A 15,998-nucleotide genomic window follows, 5' to 3' on the forward strand; every position below is an offset into this window, starting at 1 on the left:
GACTCCGGGTACGGTCTAAGGCATGGCACCGCCCACCGAGACCCTGACCGCCGAGCGCATCCTCGAAGCGACCGAGGAGGTGCTGCGCCGCCATGGCCCGGCCAAGGCCACCGTGGTGGACGTCGCCCGTGCGCTCGGCGTCAGCCATGGCAGCGTCTACCGGCACTTCCGTACCAAGGCGGCGCTGCGCGAGGCGGTCACCAAGCGCTGGCTGGACCGGACGTCGGAGAAGCTCGCGGGAATCGTCGGCGCGGCCGGCACTCCCGAGCAGCGGCTGCGGGCCTGGCTCGCGGCCCTGTTCGCGGCCAAGCGGCACAAGGCGGGCGACGACCCGGAACTCTTCGCCACGTACATGGTGCTGACCGACGAGAACGGCACGGCGGTCGGCGAGCATGTCGCCGACCTGACCGGGCAGCTGACCCGGATCATCGCGCAAGGGGCCGGGTCGGGCGCCTTCTCGGTGCCCGACCCGGCCGCTGCGGCCCGGGCCGTCTTCCAGGCCACCGGCCGCTTCCACGACCCCTGTTACGCCCGGGAGTGGACCGCTCCCGGCGTCGACGAGGAGTTCACGGCCGTAGTGGACCTGCTGGTACGGGGGCTCAGCTCACCTTCACCGTGACGGTGGGCGAGACGACCTTGCCGCTCTTGCTCACGGACGCGACCCGAAGGTGGTGCGTGCCCTTGGGGAGCTTGGCCATCATGGCGTACGAGCTGCCCTTCTTGACCGTCGTGGTCGCCTTCAGGTTCGTCCACTTGCCGGACACCAGGTGCTGGAGCACCAGCGGGCTGCCGATCTTCAGGCCCTTGGTGCGCCCGGTGAGCTTCACCGCTTGGCCGGCCTTCACCGAGGTCTTGTTGACCGTCAGGGTGATCGAGGCCTTGACGGTCATGTGGGTCGTGGACGTGGGGGTCGGTGTCGGTTTGGGCGAGGCGGCGTAGGCTCCGGCGGTTCCGCCGGAGATCAGCGCCACGGAGAGAGCGGCGGCGCCGAGCGCACGGCCGTAGCGATGGCGGAGTACCGAGGTCATGTGTGTCTCCTGTCGCTCGATGGACCTTTCCCAGGCTGAGTCAGCGGGCGGAAAGCGGCCACTCGAAAGGTGACGGAGCGTGTCCCCGGTTGGTAAGAGCACAGGTCAAGCGCGGTGTTGAGAGCCGGTGTTCTTACCTGGAGGGCTGCCGGGCGGCCGCCGGGTCGATCGTCGCCTGATGGGCCTCGGCCAGATGCTCCTCGGCCTTCAGCCACGGCAGGAACTGGGCGCCCCTGCGCCAGCCGCAGGTGTCGCATCGGATGGTGCGCTGCACTCCCGTGCGGTGCACGCGTACGACATGCTCCCGGCCGTGCTGGTCCCAGCGGCTGACCTTGCTCGTGCTGTTGCCCTGCGGCATGACGCCTCACGCCTCCTCGCGTCGGGCACACCCCGACCGGGACAGGAGTGTGCAACAGGACGAACATCAACAGGGGGAGGTTCACCCGGAGTTGTCCAAGCCGTGCCCTGCTTCAACTAACACGGCGGGGCAGGCGCAGGCTGAGCAGGCCGGTCAGCACGATCCCGGCCAACTGCACCAGCAGCGTGGTGACCAGCGCGTCCCGCATGCCCATGCGGGGCACGAGGGTCAGGAACAGGGTGCCGAGCGTGGCCACGCCCAGAGCGAGCGAGGACTGCTGGGTGGTGACCATCACGCCGCTGCCGACACCGGCCCGGGCGGGCGGCACCTCCGACATCACGAGCCGCAGGACGTTGGGCAGTTGGAGCGCCTGTCCGGCACCGGCGACGGCCGCTCCCGGCAGCAGCGAGCCGACGTCCAGATGCGGCCAGTCCCGCCAGGCGGCCAGCCCGATCAGCAGGATGCCCACGCCCTGGACCGCGGAGCCCGCGGTGACGACCCGGGTGCCGAAACGGGCGATCAGCCGGGGCCCGGCGAGGGAGACGAACAGGAACGCCACGGCCATCGGCGCGAGCGCGAGCCCGGCCGGCACCGGACCGAGCCCGGCGCCCTGTTGCAGCGCCAGCGCGATCACGAACATGAACCCGCTGAAGCCGATCGAGAACGGCACCATCAGCGCCAGACCGCGCCGCAGCGAGGCCAGCGCCAGCAGGCTCGGCGGCACCAGCGGGGTGCGCCCCGACCGGTCGGCCCGCCGTTCCACCGCCCAGAACGCGCCGGCGGCGAACGGGAACGCGGCCAGCGACAGCCACGTCCACAGCGGCCAGCCCGCGGCCCGGCCCTCGGTGAGCGGGGCGAGCAGCGTCAGCAGGGACCCCGCGAGCAGGACGGTGCCCAGGCCGTCGACGGGCTCCGGATGCTGCGACCGGGTCTCGGGCATGACCCGCACGGCGAGGATCAACCCGACCACGACGACAGGGACGTTGACGAGGAACACCGACCGCCAGCCGGTGCCGGCGACATCGGCGGCGACGAGCACCCCGCCGAGTATCTGCCCGGCCACCATGGACAGTCCGGCCGTGGCGCCGTACAGGCTCATGGCCTTCGCACGGCGCGCGCCACGCGTCGTGGCCTGGATGGTGGCGAGCACCTGCGGCAGCATCGCGGCGGCCGACGCGCCCTGCGCGACCCGCGCCGCGACCAGGCTCCAGGCGTCGGGCGCCAGTCCGCAGGCCAGCGAGGTCAGCCCGAACGCGGCCATCCCGCCGAGGAACAGCCGACGCCGCCCGAACAGGTCCCCGAGCCGGCCGCCGAGCACCAGCAGTACGGCGTAGGCGACGCCGTACCCGGCGACGACCAGCTCCAGCATGGCCTCGCCCGCACGGAGGTCGGCGCCGATGGCCGGCAGGGCGACGTTGACGATGAAGAAGTCGACCAACGGCAGTGCCGCGGCGAGCAGAACGGTGAACAGTCCGAGCCCGCCGAGTGCGGGCGGTGCGGCCGTCGTCGTAGGGACGGCCCGGGTGGTGACGGTCTCACTCATGCCCTAGAGCCTGCGCCGTCGTTCAGACTGGTACCAGAGTGTCCTCATCCTGGTAGAAGAACTACCTGGCAACAGGATGAGAGGGCAGGCACCCTGGAGCCATGACCACCATGGCCACGGACCACGAGACCGCCCCGCAGCCGGCCCGGGGCTCGGAGATCCGGCGGCACGAGCTGGCCGCCTTCCTGCGCAGCCGCCGTGAGCGCATCAGCCCCGAGCAGGCGGGCCTGCCGCGCGGCGCCCGGCGCCGTACGCCCGGACTGCGCCGGGAGGAGGTCGCGCAGCTCTCCTCGGTCGGCGTCACCTGGTACACCTGGCTGGAACAGGCCCGGGACATCCAGGTCTCCGTCCAGGTCCTGGACGCTCTCGCCCGCGCCCTGATGCTGGACGCCAGCGAACGCGCCCACCTCTTCCAGCTGGCCGGAGCCACCGACCCGACGCCCGCCGCGAGTTGCCCGAGCGTCACCCCGGCCCTGCGCGAGCTGCTGCGCCGGCTGGAGCCGGTCCCGGCCTGCATCCAGAACAGCCGGTACGACATCCTCGCCTACAACCGCACCTACGGCCGTCTCTTCTGCGACCTGGACGCGCTGCCGGCCGAGGACCTCAACTGCATGCTGCTCGTCTACACGAACAAGGAGTGGCAGGAGTCGATCGTCCACCTGGAGGAGACCCAGCGCCTGATGGCCGCCCGGCTGCGCGCCTCGCTCGCCGGTCATCTCGGCGAGCCGGCCTGGAAGATGCTCCTGAAGCGGCTGGACGCGGCCTCCCCCGAGTTCCGCGAGAACTGGCGGCGTTACGAGGTGGTCGGCAGCCGCTCCAAGACCAAGGAGTTCCGCAACGCCCAGGTGGGCCACCTCAGAGTGGAGCACACGGACCTGTGGCTGGGTCCCGACCCGGGCGCCCGCATGGTGACGTACACCCCCGCGGACGAGGAGTCCCGCGAGCGACTGGAGAAGCTGCACGAGATGGCGCGGAGGTAGGTCCTCGGCGGACGAGGCCGCTCATCCGGTCGTGGACCCCGCACTCAGGTCCCCGCGACCACCCCCGCCGCCTCCCGGACCCCCGGTGACGACAGGCTCTCGGCCGTGCGCTCGGCCGTCCCGCGGGCCCAGCGGCCGCTGGTCAGGAGGCCGAGGGCGAGGACGGCCAGGCCACAGGCGGTGAGGATCCACCAGCCGGGGCGGGCCGCGGAGACAAAGGTGTCGCGGTAGGCGGAGGTGTGGATGCCGGAGGCCAGGACAGCGCCGACCACCGCGACGCCCAGGGTCTGGCCCAGCTGTCTGCTCGTCGAGGCGACCGCGGCGGCGACGCCGGCCTGGGCGCGGGGCATGCCGGAGACGGCCGTGTTGGTGATCGGCGCGTTCACGAAACCGAAGCCGATACCGAAGAGGACGTAGCCGATGAGGAGGGTGGCGTTCGACGTCTCCGCCTCGAAGGCCGCGAAGAGGAGGCCGCTCGCCGTCATCGCCGTACCGGCCACCAGGAGGGGGAGGCGCGGGCCGCGGCTGCCGACCAGGCGGCCGGACAGGGGCGCGCACAGGAAGGCCGGCGCGGCCATCGGCAGCATCCACAGGCCCGCGTGCAGCGCGTCGAGACCCCGGACATTCTGCAGATACAGCGTCGACAGGAACAGGAAGCCGCCCAGCGCCGCGAATGCGCCGATCGCGATCACCGTGGCCCCGCTGAACGGCGCCGAGCGGAAGAAGCGCAGGTCGATGAGAGGTTCGGCGCGGCGGGGTTCGTACCAGAGGAGAGCCAGGAGAGCCCCCAGGGCGATCGCCGCGAAGGGAGTCACCGTCGCAGCGCCCGCGTCCGGCGCCTCGATGATCGCGTACGTCAGCGAGCCGAACAGGGCGATGACCAGGAGCTGTCCGATCGGGTCGGGGCGGCGGGCCTTCGGCGCGCGGGACTCGGGGACGAAGCGGAGGGTGAGGAGGAGGGGGGCGAGGCCTACCGGGAGGTTGACCCAGAAGATCGAGCGCCAGCTCACCGACTGGACGAGGAGACCGCCCACCAGCGGGCCCACCGCCATGGAAATGCCGACCACCGCGCCCCACACACCGATCGCGCGGGCTCGCTCCCGGGCGTCGGTGAAGGTGTTGGTGATGATCGACATCGCGACCGGGTTGAGCATCGAGCCGCCGATCGCCTGCACCATGCGGAACACCACCAGCAGGCTGAGGTTCGGCGCCACGGAGCAGAGTACGGAGCCGACCGTGAACACGATCAGGCCGGTCATGAAGACCTTCTTGCGGCCGACGCGGTCGGCCGTCGAGCCCGCGAGCATCAGCAGCGAGGCGAGCACCAGCGTGTAGGCGTCGATCGTCCACTGCAGGCCGGAGGTGGCGGCGTGCAGATCGCGCTGCATGGACGGCAGCGCCACGTTCAGCACGGTGTTGTCCAGGCTCACGATCAGCAGGCTCATGCAGCAGATCGCGAGCACGAGCAGGCGACGGCGAGAGCTCAACTCGGGCATGGGATTCAATGTACTCCGATTTCTGTAGTGCGTCTAACTAATGACCGTTACATGATCTTCGCGGGCAGCCGCAGACCGAGCCATCCCAGCCCCACCAGTCCCGCCGCCTGCGCCGCCAGCACCACCGCCAGCGCCTCCCGCATGCCGAGACCGGGAGTCAGCGACAGGAACAGCGAGCCGAGTGTCGCGACCCCGACCGCCAGGCACGACTGCTGGAGCGTGGCCGCCAGCCCGCTGCCCGCGCCCGCCAGCCGGGCCGGGATCGCCGCGAGCAGGATCCGGTAGTAGAGGGGGAGTTGGAGACCCTGGCCCACGCCGCACAGCGCCAGACCGGGGGCGAGGAGCAGCGGGCTGAGCCGGGGCCAGGGACCCAGCAGCGCGGTCGCCGTCACCGTCGCCAGCCCCGCGATGTGCACCACCGCCGCCAGCGTCACCGCCCGCCCGCCGAACCGTCGTACGGCACGCGGCGCCAGCATCGACGCCGCGAACTGCGCCACCCCCATCGGCACCAGCGTCAGCCCGGCCCCCAACGCCCCGTATCCGAGGCCCTGTTGCAGCGTCACCGCGCTCACGAACATCCAGCCCGCGAAGCCGATGAACACCGGCAGGCCCAGCAGCAGGCCCCGGCGGACCTCCGGCGCGGTCAGCAGAGACGGGGGCAGCAGGGGGCTGCCGCCGGCCCGCTCGGCCCGCCGCTCCACCCCGTAGAACCCCGCCCCGCACAGCGGCGCCGCGCACAGCAGCAGCACCGACCACAGCGGCCAGCCCGCCGCCCGGCCCTCGGTCAGCGGCAGCAGCAGCGCGGTCAGCGTCGCCGCCAGCAGCGCCGTACCGGCGAGGTCACCCCGCGCGGCCCGCTGGGCCCTGCTTTCCGGCACCGCCCGCAGCGCACAGACCAGGGCGGCGACGGCCACCGGCACGTTGACCAGGAACACCGCGCGCCAGCCGGTGCCCGCGAGATCGGCGGCCACCAGCACCCCGCCCAGCACCTGGCCGAGTACGACGGACACCCCGCCGACCGAGCCGTACAGGGCGACCGCGCGGGCCCGCCGCTCCCCGGACGTCGTCGCGTGGATGGTGGCCAGCACCTGCGGCAGCAGAGCCGCCGACGCGGCACCCTGCGCGATCCGCGCCGCCACCAGCCACCCGGCGGTCGGCGCCAGCCCGCACACCAGCGAGGTCAGCCCGAAACCGGCCACCCCCCACAGGAACAGCCGCCGCCGGCCGTGGCCGTCGCCGAGCCGGCCGCCGAGGACGAGCAGCACCGCGTACGCCACCGCGTAGCCGGCCACCACCATCTCCAGCGTGGCCGGCGGCGCGTGCAGATCGCGCTCGATCGTCGGCAGGGCGACATTGACGATGAAGAAGTCGATCATCGGCAGGGCGGTGCCGAGGAGGAGGGTGAACAGGCCCAGGGGGCTGAGCGCGCGGGGGCCGGCTGCCGTCGTGAGAGGGGTCGTCGTGGTCACGTCACCGACTCTGCGCCGGCGCCCAGCCGGGTACCAGGCGGTGCTCATCCAGGTACCGGCACCAACTGGAACCGGGTTACGGCGGGACGGCACCCTTGGTGCATGAGCATCGCAGCGCCGGAACACCGCACGGAGCAGCCGCCAGCGCAGCACATCCGCACGGAGCAGCCGAAGGCGCAGCACGTCCGGCGCCGGGAACTGGCCGCCTTCCTGCGCAGCCGCCGCGAGCGCATCACCCCGGAGCAGGTCGGCCTGCCGCGCGGCCCGCGCCGCCGTACACCGGGACTGCGACGGGAGGAGGTCGCCCAGCTCTCCGCGGTCGGCGTCACCTGGTACACGTGGATCGAGCAGGCCCGCGCCACCCATGTCTCCGCGCAGGTGCTGGACGCCGTCGCCCGGGCCCTGCTCATGGATCCCACCGAGCGCGCCCACCTCTTCGCCCTCGCCGGGACCGCCGACCCGCGCACCGACCCCGAGTGCCCGGTGGTCTCCACGTCCGCGCGGAAGGTCGTCGAACGGCTCGCGCCCTACCCGGCCGCCCTGCAGAACGCCCGGTACGACATCCTCCACGCCAACCGCCCCTTCGCCCAGGTCTTCGGCGACCCCGCCGAGCTGCCGCCGGCCGAGCGGAACTGTCTGTGGCTGCTGGCCACCAGCGAGCGCTGGAAGCGGGACTTCCTCGACCGGGACGAGATGCTGCGGGACCTGATCGCCAAGTACCGGGCGGCCATGGCCGAGCACGTGGCCGAGCCCGCGTGGAAGGAGCAGCTGGACCGGCTGCAGGCGGTCTCCGGGGAGTTCCGCGAGCTGTGGGGACGGCACGAGGTCGCGCCGATGTCCCCGCACGTCAAGCGGTACCGGCACCCGGTGGTCGGCCTGATCCGCCTGGAGCACCGCAACATGTGGCTGGCACCACAGTCACCGGCCCACCGCGTGGTCGCGTACATCCCCGCCGACGAGGAGAGCGAGGAGCGGCTGGAGCGGTTGGCCGAGCTGTCGGCCGAGTGAGGGACAATGGGTGCTTGCCCCGTGCTGTACATCCGCCCCGGAGTCGTCTGATGACCCACCCGCTCTCCATCGGCCCGCACGCCGTGACGCCGCCCGTCGTGCTCGCACCCATGGCGGGCATCACCAACGCGCCCTTCCGCACGCTGTGCCGTGAGTTCAGCGGGGGCAAGGGGCTGTTCGTCAGCGAGATGATCACGACCCGGGCGCTGGTCGAGCGCAACGAGAAGACCATGCAGCTGATCAGGTTCGACGCGAGCGAGCGGCCGCGTTCGATCCAGCTGTACGGCGTCGACCCGGCGACCGTCGGCAAGGCCGTCCGCATGATCGCGGAGGAGGACCTGGCCGACCACATCGACCTGAACTTCGGCTGCCCGGTCCCCAAGGTGACCAGGAAGGGCGGCGGCTCGGCCCTCCCCTACAAGCGGAACCTGCTGCGCGCGATCCTGCGCGAGGCGGTGACCGGCGCCGGTGATCTGCCGGTGACGATGAAGATGCGCAAGGGCATCGACGACGATCACATCACCTACCTCGACGCCGGCCGTATCGCCGTCGAGGAGGGCGTCACGGCGATCGCGCTCCATGGCCGTACGGCCGCCCAGCACTACGGCGGCACCGCCGACTGGGACGCCATCGCACGCCTGAAGGAGCACGTGCCGGAGATCCCCGTGCTCGGCAACGGCGACATCTGGTCGGCCGAGGACGCGCTGCGGATGGTCCGGGAGACCGGCTGCGACGGAGTGGTCGTGGGACGCGGCTGCCTGGGGCGGCCGTGGCTGTTCGCGGACCTGGTCGCCGCCTTCGAGGGACGGCTGGAGGACCTGGCCCGCCCGTCGCTGCGCGAGGTCGCCGGCGTCATGGTCCGCCACGCCCGTCTGCTCGGCGAGTGGCTCGGGGACGAGTCCAAGGGCGTGATCGACTTCCGCAAGCACGTCGCCTGGTATCTGAAGGGCTTCGCGGTCGGCTCCGAGATGCGCAAGCGGCTCGCGATCACATCCTCCCTTCAGGAGCTGCGGGCCGGCCTGGACGAGCTGGACCTCGACCAGGCCTGGCCGCTCGGCGCCGACGGCCCGCGCGGCCGTACGTCCGGCAACAACCGGGTGGTGCTGCCGGACGGCTGGCTGAAGGACCCGTACGACTGCGCGGGCGTCAGCGAGGACGCGGAGCTGGACACCTCCGGAGGCTGATCAGCCCTTCTTCGGGTGCGGGGTCGAGCCGTACGCCGTCAGGAAGCGGTCCCGGAACGCGCTCATCTTCCAGACCGGCGCGTTGTGCGCGGGACGCAGGCCGTCGGTCCAGCCCCAGCTGTCGATCTTGTCGAGGAGCTTCGGGTCCTTGGCGACGATCGAGACCGGCACGTCACGGCTGGCGTGGTTGCCGCTGGCGTGGGCGTTCGGCTGGTGGTCGCCGAGGAAGACCAGCACGGTGTTGTCGTTGCCGTAGCGCTCCAGCCACTCGGTCAGCGCCGTCACCGTGTACTGGACGGACTTGCCGTACTCCTCCTTGGTGTGCGTGTCGTCGGTGAGGGTGTAGGTGGATGGGTGACCCGCCTTCTCGATGGAGTCGAAGACCGAGCCGTCGCCCAGCTGGTTCCAGGGGACCATCCTGGGGATCGGCGCCCAGGGGGTGTGGCTGGAGGTCAGGATGAGGAGGGACATCCGTGACTTGCCGTCGGCCGGCTTCTTGCTGTGCACACGGTCCTGGTACTGCTGGAGCGTGTACTGGTCCGGCATCGTCGACCAGCTGAACTTCGGTCCCCTGTAGCCGAGTTCGAAGGCGTTGTAGACCTTGTCCAGGCCGTACCACTTCTGCTCCGGCCACCCCTTCTGCACGCCCGGCATGACACCGACGGTGTCGAAGGCGCCGGTCTTCTTGAACGCGTCGGTCAGACTCATGTGGTCGCTGGCCATGACCGTGCGGTAGCGCTGCTGGTCGCTGATCCACAGGCCCGACATGGTGGTGGAGTGCCCGAGCCAGCTGCTGCCGCCGTACGTCGCCGAGGTCAGCCAGCCGCTCTTGGCGTGGAAACCGGCCTTGGCCAGCGCCTTGGTGCGCGCGTCGAGGGTGCGGTCGACGCCGGGCGCCATGATCGGATCCTCGACCGCGCTACGCCCGTAACTCTCGATGAACGTGAAGATCATGTCCTTGCCGCGCAGATCCGGCACCAGCTGGCTGCCCGGGGTGTTCCCGAAGGCGTCCACCCTGGCCACCTTCTCGAACTCCGCCTGGTCCTTGAGCGTGGCCGAGATCAGGTGAGCCTGGGCCTTCAGCGCGGTGGCGGTGTTGTCGGAGGCGAGCGGTACGCCGGACATCTGGAGGCCGAGCGAGGAGCAGGTGATCCAGACGACCCCGGCCACCAGCGTGCCCCGGGTCGCGATGCCGGTGTGCCGGGCGAGCAGATTACTCAGCCGGATCATGGACAGTGCCAGCAGCACGAAGAGCAGCAGCACGAGGAGGATCAGACCGGCGACGGCGACCAGGGTCTTCGTACGGCCGAGCGAGTCCTCCAGATAGGACTCCGCGTCGCCGAACAGGCTCCAGTCGAGAACGACGTTGAAACCTCGGCCGAGGTACTGCTGGAAGCCCATGTCGAGCGCGTTCAGCACGGTCATCGCTGCCAGCGCTACCCCGGACACGGCAGCCAGCACCACCCGCGGCCGGCGCGGCAGAGCGATCATCACGGCCGCCCCGATCACGGCCTCCGCCGGTATCCGCAGAAACTGCGAAGGCTCCAGCTGCGCCACGGAGTTCGGCATCACCAGCGCGGCGACGACCAGGACGGCGGCGAGCACGCTGACCGTGCCGGACAGCACCCGCACGACCTCGGGATGCCCCTCCCGCCAGCGCCGCGTACCCGTCCGCCAGGCGACCCAGAGACGCCGGAGCCAGGCGGCCCACAGCCGCCAGGAGGGGCGGGGAATGAGCGCGGGCGTTTCGACGGGGGCGTCGTCGTCCGGTGCTCCGGTTTCCAGCTGGCGCGTGCTCGTGTCCTGAGACACCCGAGGTCCTTCCGTACGACACCCGTGACGTCTCTCCGTACGGCCACCCCACAACCCCTGTTCACAGCACTTTGCAAACACCGGGCAAATATCGGGCTTTTAGGGGCACCCCAATGGCGCTAGACCCCACCCACTCCCGTCAGCAGAGCAAGCGGCACCGCAGCCGACCGAGACTCCCGCACACACGCATGCGGATAGGGAACCGGCTCCGGATGAGTGTCCCTCCCGTACCCGGCCAGGACTTCCGGCAGACGATGTCCAGCCACCGTCGCCGCGTCGATCAGCGAACGCGCCACCGTACGGGCCTCGTCATGCAGCCCGTACCGCGCAAGACCCAGCGTGATCAGCGCGTTGTCATGCGGCCACACAGAACCCCGGTGATACGAGAGCGGGTGGTACGCCGCCTGCCCTGCGGCCAGCGTCCGCACACCCCAGCCGGAGAAGAAGTCCGGCTCCAGCAGCCGTCGGCCCACCACCTCGCCGTACTCCTTGTCCAGCAGCCCCGACCACAGAAGATGCCCGGCGTCGGAGGCCAGCGCGTCGATCTGGCGGCCCTGGCCGTCCAGCGCGAGCGCCGGGAAGGAGTGCTCCCGCATCCAGAAGTCCCGCTGGAACCGGTCCCGCAGATCGGCTGCCACCTGCTCCAGCAGCGCCGCGTACGTCTCGTCGCCCCACACCGTGCGCCCCAGCCACGCCGTGCGGCGCAGTGCGTCGTACGCGTAGCCCTGCGCGCCCGCCGCCATGACCGCGCCGGTGGGCCGGGTGCCGTCGGCGCAGCAGATCGCGCCGGGGGAGTCCTTCCAGTTCTGGTTGGCGAGACCGCCCTCGTCGGCGCGGTAGACGAGGTAGCCGCGCGAGGTCAGGCCGCCGTGGTCCAGCATCCAGCCGACGGCGGCACGCGCGTGCGGCTCCAGGCGCCGGGCCGGGACCTGGTCCCCGGTCCGTTCGACGTACGCGCCGAGCAGGATCAGGAACAGCGGGGTCGCGTCGACCGAGCCGTAGTACCGCCCGAACGGCACCTGCCCGAAGTGCGCCAGTTCGCCGTGGCGTACCTCGTGCACGATCTTGCCGGGCTGGGCGACCGGGGACAGGCCGGTGCCGGCCGCCTGGGTCGCGGCGAGCGCGGGGAGCGTGGCGGCGGCCAGCTCCGGGCGGTACGGCAGGGCGAACAGGGAGGTGAGCAGGGCGTCGCGGGCGAGGAGGGTGAGGAACCAGGGGGCTCCGCCGGCCGGGACGCGCAGTTCCTCGCCGTCCGGTCCGGTGGCCGGCACCTGGAGCGCGGCCAGGTCGGCGAGGCCCCGCGCACAGGCGGCCGCCAGTTCCGGCCAGCTGGTCGGGAAGGCCACGCCCTCCATGAACTCCCCCTCCGCAGCCAGGAGTTGCTCGTCCTGGGCCACGGGGTCGCGGGGCACGCGCAGGGCGCGTTTCTCGCCGTGCGGGCGGGCGATCACGCGGAGCAGCAGCTCGGTCGTGCCGTGCGGGTCCAGGCCGAGGGTCCACACCAGGCGCCGGGCGCCGGTGCCGGTCTCCTCCACGGCGTCGGGGGCGGGGTCGGCCGTGATGGTCGTACGCGATCGCCATTCGGCGCGCCGGTAGGTGAACTCGATGCCGTCGTCGAGGACTTCGCGGGAGCGTACGGCGCCGGGCTTGGCGTAGGTGCGGTGGTCGGAGCGGAGTTCGAACTGGTCGGTGAAGTCGGCGTCGGCGGTGATGGCGAGCCGGACCGTGGTCGGCTCCGGGCGGTTGCTGGTCACCCGCAGCGACTCCACGAACGAGCTGTCGCCGACGGCCTGACGGCGGAACAGGGTGTGCGCCGGAGGCTCCTGCCGGCCGCCCCGCGGGACCAGCACACAGCGGGCCGCGTCACTGTCGGTGACCGGGGTGAGCACCTCGGGCACGGCGCCGTCCACGGTGAGCTGCCAGCGGCTGAGATGCCGGGCGTCTCGTACGAACAACCCGTCCGGGGAACCGTTGCCCCGGACGCCGCTGATGTCGCCCCGGTCGCCCACGGCGGCGAACGTCGCCCCGTGCACAAGCAGATGATGCCGGTCGCTCATCCCCGGTCTCCTCCTTCGTCACTGCTGTCGAACGTGCCGGTAGCCGCCTTGGACACGCCCTCGCCGGGGCGCTTGGGAAGGTCTTTGTGCAGCTCTTGGTTTCGCTCTCGACGCAGCTCATGGTGCAGATCGAGGGCGAGCGCGGCGGTCCAGCCGAAGCCGGTCGCGCCGCAGGCCTCTCCGGTGTACGGGTCGACGTACTCCGCGAAATCGGTGGCGTCGGCGAGGTGGAGCACGGCCGCGCGCAGCGCGTCGGCCCGCTCCCGCTCGCCGTGCAGGCGCAGTCCCCGCTCCAGCAGCCAGCCGGTGTTGAACCAGGCCGGGCCGCGCCAGTACCGGTGCGGGTCGAAGGCCTCGCCGAGCAGGTCGTAACTGGGCACGAGCCGGGTACGACCACCGAGCCCGAAGTGCGGCCCGCACACCGTACGGACGAGCGCGCCGGCCACGTCACGCGGCAGCCCGGGCAGAATGAGCGGCATCAGCCCGGTGACCCCACGTTCACGGATCAGGCCGGACCCCGCATGCTCGCAGACCGGCCCGCGGACGCCCCGCTCGCCGACCGCTCCGGACACTCCCCACTCAGGCATAGACCCCCCGCCCCGAAGATCCCGGCACAGGAACATCCCGGCGGCCGGGTCCCACAGCCGGTCCACCAGGGCCGCCGTCAGGCGTTCGGCACGCGCGTGCCGGGCTGTGCCCGCCGCGCCCAGTTCCCCGGCGATCCGGGCCAGCGCGTGCTCGGAGGCGATGAGCAGGGCGTTGAAGGAGGGGTCCTCTACGGCGAACTCCCCGTCGCCGACCCTGCTTCGCCCGCCCGTCCCGTCCCTGTTTCTCCCGCCCGCCCCGTCCCTGCTTCGCCCGCCCGCCCCATCCCCGCCTTTCCCGCCCGCCCCATCCCTGTACCCGGCGTCCCGGTAGTCGGCGGCCAGCCGTACGTAACGCCCGTAGTCCAGATCAGTCGGCCGGTCCTCGGGTGCGCCGTGGGCGAGGTCGGCGCGGCGGAAGGAGCGGGCCGGGGCCGGGGTGATCCGGGCGAGCGGGGCGTCCCAGCAGGGGCTGTTGTCCATGCCCTGCTCCCAGGGGTGGACGATCGACACCAGCCCCGCACCGCCCAGGTCCCGGCGGTGCAGCAGATAGCGGTGCCAGGCGGCCAGCCTCGGGTAGACCCGGGCCAGAAAGCCGCGCGCCCGGGACAGACCGGGGTCGGCGCGGTGCACCAGCCAGGCCGCGAGCGCGTGCACCGGTGGCTGGACGATGCCCGAGGTCTGTACGGTGCGCGGGGCGCCCGCGGGGCGGCCGGCGGTGGTGGAGCGCCAGAAGTCGGGGCTCGGAAAGTAGGCGTCGAGCGGTACGGAGGGGTTGAAGACGATGTGCGGGACGCGTCCGTCGGCCCATTGGGCGGCCAGCAGCGTCTCCAGCTCGGTCTGGGCCCGCTGCGGGGAGATGTGCCGCAGGCCGATCGCGATGAACGCCGAGTCCCAGGACCACTGGTGCGGATACAGGTTCCGGGAGGGGACCGTCGAGCTGCCCGTCCAGTTCGCGTCGAGCACCTTGGCGGCTCTGATGTGCAGAGACGCGTCGGAGGCCGGAGGGTCGTACGCGATCTTGCACTCCATCGGGCGGGCGGTGAGCTGCGTGCTGCGATCCACTCGGGGCTCCCCGAAGACGAAAAGGCACCCGGCTGGGCCGGCCAGGTTCGGTTGCTACGGCCGTAGAGTTACGTCTATTTAACACGCAAAACTCACTATGTAATGCATGGTTGGGAAGCACAAGGGGGTGAGCATGACCAACCGTCAGGAGAGGCCCGTCAGACGGGGCGGACAGGCCGGCGCCGGCGAGCTGCTGGAACTGGTGCGCAGCGGCCGGGCCGTGACGCGCGGTGCGCTCCAGCAGGTCACCGGGCTGTCCCGGGCGACCGTCGGCCAGCGCCTGGACCGGCTGTTCCGGGCCGGCTGGCTGCGCGAGGGCGCCGGCGGACCGGTCGGCTCACCGCTCGGCGGCCGCCCCTCGATCACCCTGGAGTTCGACGACCGCCACGCCGTGGTGCTCGCCGCCGACCTGGACACCCGGCACGCCCGCGCGGCCGTCCTCGGCCTGACCGGCGAGATCCTCGCTGAGCACTCGGGGAGATTGGTCGTCGAGGACGGTCCGGAGGCGGTGCTCGGCGAACTCGGCCACTGGTTCGACCGGTTGCTGGAGAAGACCGGGCGTCCGGCGGCGGACGTCTGCGGCATCGGGCTCGCCGTGCCCGGCCCGGTGGACACCGGGACCGGCCGGGTGGTGCAGCCCCCGATGATGCCCGGCTGGGACGGTTACGACATAAGGGGCCGTCTCTCCCGCGCCTTCACCGAGCACACCGGCGCGGGTGCGGTCCCGGTCCTGGTGGACAACGACGCCAACCTCATGGCCTACGGCGAACAGCGCGCCGGACATCCCGACTGCGCGGCATTCGTACTGGTCAAGGTGTCCACGGGCATAGGCGCCGGGGTGGTCGTGGACGGCGCGATCTACCGGGGCGTCGACGGTGGCGCGGGCGACATCGGGCACATCCGCATCGGCGCGGACGCGCTGTGCCGCTGTGGTTCGCACGGCTGTCTCGCCGCCGTCGCGAGCGGCGGCGCCGTGGCCCGGCGGCTGGCGGAGAGCGGGGTGCCGGCCGCTTCCGGCGCGGACGTACGGGACCTGCTGGCCGCCGGGCACCCCGAGGCCACGGCGCTGGCCCGCGAGGCCGGGCGTCAGGTCGGTGTGGTGCTGGCGACGGTCGTGACCCTGCTCAACCCGGGCGTGCTGATGATCGCGGGCGACCTCGCGGGTACGCCCTTCCTCACCGGGGTGCGCGAGCTGCTCTACCAGCGGGCGCTGCCGCGCTCCACGGCCCACCTGGACATCGTCACCTCGCGGCTGGGGGAGCGGGCCGCGCTCATCGGAGCGGGTGCGCTGGTCGTGGAACACCTCTACGCGCCGGAACGGGCCGAGGAGCGGCTGCGGGCGCTGGGTGTGTGACATCGCCGCCGGCGGGTGCGTTCGGTGCCGCCGGGCGTGTGACGAGGGTGTTTCCGGTAT

The 15,998-nt window shown here is 71.9% G+C and carries 13 protein-coding genes; 5 read left to right on the top strand and 8 right to left on the bottom strand.

Features of this window, described 5'->3' with window-relative positions; genetic code table 11:
• Positions 1-22: 22 nt before the first annotated feature.
• Entirely contained in the window at positions 23-619 is a 597-nt protein-coding gene (locus M878_RS78535) for a TetR family transcriptional regulator (RefSeq protein WP_023550945.1), read from the top strand.
• Here the strand turns inward: M878_RS78535 and M878_RS78540 are convergent.
• From M878_RS78540 to M878_RS78550, 3 genes are all read right to left on the bottom strand, one after another.
• Positions 600-1,028: a hypothetical protein gene (locus M878_RS78540; protein ID WP_023550946.1), complete on the bottom strand. Its 429-nt coding sequence runs from the start codon at positions 1,026-1,028 to the stop codon at positions 600-602. The genes M878_RS78535 and M878_RS78540 overlap by 20 nt on opposite strands.
• Before the next feature lie 133 nt (positions 1,029-1,161).
• Entirely contained in the window at positions 1,162-1,386 is a 225-nt protein-coding gene (locus M878_RS78545) for a hypothetical protein (protein ID WP_023550947.1), read from the bottom strand.
• Positions 1,387-1,498: 112 nt separating this feature from the next.
• On the bottom strand, positions 1,499-2,929 hold the full coding sequence (locus tag M878_RS78550; RefSeq protein ID WP_023550948.1) for an MFS transporter: 1,431 nt from the start codon (positions 2,927-2,929) through the stop codon (positions 1,499-1,501).
• 101 nt (positions 2,930-3,030) lie between these two features.
• Here M878_RS78550 and M878_RS78555 point away from each other — a divergent pair, with 101 nt between their 5' ends.
• The gene (locus tag M878_RS78555; RefSeq protein ID WP_023550949.1) at positions 3,031-3,909 is read left to right on the top strand and encodes a helix-turn-helix transcriptional regulator; all 879 of its coding nucleotides are present in this window, start codon (positions 3,031-3,033) and stop codon (positions 3,907-3,909) included.
• Between the two features lie 44 nt (positions 3,910-3,953).
• On the opposite strand, the gene M878_RS78560 is transcribed toward M878_RS78555, so the two are convergent.
• Together M878_RS78560 and M878_RS78565 are read right to left on the bottom strand one after the other, a co-directional pair.
• Complete coding sequence (locus M878_RS78560; RefSeq protein ID WP_031226132.1) at positions 3,954-5,405, bottom strand: MFS transporter; 1,452 nt, start codon at positions 5,403-5,405, stop codon at positions 3,954-3,956.
• A gap of 47 nt (positions 5,406-5,452) precedes the next feature.
• Complete coding sequence (locus tag M878_RS78565; protein WP_023550951.1) at positions 5,453-6,922, bottom strand: MFS transporter; 1,470 nt, start codon at positions 6,920-6,922, stop codon at positions 5,453-5,455.
• Positions 6,923-6,976: 54 nt separating this feature from the next.
• Here M878_RS78565 and M878_RS78570 point away from each other — a divergent pair, with 54 nt between their 5' ends.
• Together M878_RS78570 and dusB are read left to right on the top strand one after the other, a co-directional pair.
• Positions 6,977-7,882: a helix-turn-helix transcriptional regulator gene (locus tag M878_RS78570; protein WP_023550952.1), complete on the top strand. Its 906-nt coding sequence runs from the start codon at positions 6,977-6,979 to the stop codon at positions 7,880-7,882.
• 50 nt (positions 7,883-7,932) lie between these two features.
• Positions 7,933-9,066, top strand: a complete 1,134-nt coding sequence (dusB, locus tag M878_RS78575; RefSeq protein ID WP_023550953.1) for a tRNA dihydrouridine synthase DusB — start codon at positions 7,933-7,935, stop codon at positions 9,064-9,066.
• Here dusB and M878_RS78580 read toward each other — a convergent pair whose 3' ends face one another.
• The 3 genes from M878_RS78580 to M878_RS78590 form a co-directional block, all read right to left on the bottom strand.
• Positions 9,067-10,635, bottom strand: coding sequence for an alkaline phosphatase family protein (locus M878_RS78580; protein WP_051430311.1), 1,569 nt, complete (start codon positions 10,633-10,635; stop codon positions 9,067-9,069).
• 362 nt (positions 10,636-10,997) lie between these two features.
• Entirely contained in the window at positions 10,998-12,935 is a 1,938-nt protein-coding gene (locus M878_RS78585; protein WP_023550955.1) for an amylo-alpha-1,6-glucosidase, read from the bottom strand.
• Positions 12,932-14,584: an MGH1-like glycoside hydrolase domain-containing protein gene (locus M878_RS78590; protein ID WP_023550956.1), complete on the bottom strand. Its 1,653-nt coding sequence runs from the start codon at positions 14,582-14,584 to the stop codon at positions 12,932-12,934. Before M878_RS78590 ends, M878_RS78585 begins: the two co-directional genes overlap by 4 nt.
• A 133-nt stretch (positions 14,585-14,717) precedes the next feature.
• On the opposite strand from M878_RS78590, the gene M878_RS78595 reads away from it, so the two are divergent.
• Positions 14,718-15,938 carry an ROK family protein gene (locus M878_RS78595; RefSeq protein ID WP_023550957.1) on the top strand — a complete coding sequence of 407 codons (1,221 nt, stop codon included), beginning with the start codon at positions 14,718-14,720 and terminating at the stop codon, positions 15,936-15,938.
• Positions 15,939-15,998: the final 60 nt, after the last annotated feature.

The organism is Streptomyces roseochromogenus subsp. oscitans DS 12.976, assembly GCF_000497445.1.
GTDB classification, from domain to species: domain Bacteria; phylum Actinomycetota; class Actinomycetes; order Streptomycetales; family Streptomycetaceae; genus Streptomyces; species Streptomyces oscitans.

Coding starts and splice junctions, on each gene's coding strand:
- M878_RS78535 (WP_023550945.1), top strand. CDS start 23: ATGGCACCGCCCACCGAGACCCTGACCGCCGAGCGCATCCTCGAAGCG.
- M878_RS78540 (WP_023550946.1), bottom strand. CDS start 1,028: ATGACCTCGGTACTCCGCCATCGCTACGGCCGTGCGCTCGGCGCCGCC.
- M878_RS78545 (WP_023550947.1), bottom strand. CDS start 1,386: ATGCCGCAGGGCAACAGCACGAGCAAGGTCAGCCGCTGGGACCAGCAC.
- M878_RS78550 (WP_023550948.1), bottom strand. CDS start 2,929: ATGAGTGAGACCGTCACCACCCGGGCCGTCCCTACGACGACGGCCGCA.
- M878_RS78555 (WP_023550949.1), top strand. CDS start 3,031: ATGACCACCATGGCCACGGACCACGAGACCGCCCCGCAGCCGGCCCGG.
- M878_RS78560 (WP_031226132.1), bottom strand. CDS start 5,405: ATGCCCGAGTTGAGCTCTCGCCGTCGCCTGCTCGTGCTCGCGATCTGC.
- M878_RS78565 (WP_023550951.1), bottom strand. CDS start 6,922: ATGAGCACCGCCTGGTACCCGGCTGGGCGCCGGCGCAGAGTCGGTGAC.
- M878_RS78570 (WP_023550952.1), top strand. CDS start 6,977: ATGAGCATCGCAGCGCCGGAACACCGCACGGAGCAGCCGCCAGCGCAG.
- dusB (WP_023550953.1), top strand. CDS start 7,933: ATGACCCACCCGCTCTCCATCGGCCCGCACGCCGTGACGCCGCCCGTC.
- M878_RS78580 (WP_051430311.1), bottom strand. CDS start 10,635: ATGCCGAACTCCGTGGCGCAGCTGGAGCCTTCGCAGTTTCTGCGGATA.
- M878_RS78585 (WP_023550955.1), bottom strand. CDS start 12,935: ATGAGCGACCGGCATCATCTGCTTGTGCACGGGGCGACGTTCGCCGCC.
- M878_RS78595 (WP_023550957.1), top strand. CDS start 14,718: ATGACCAACCGTCAGGAGAGGCCCGTCAGACGGGGCGGACAGGCCGGC.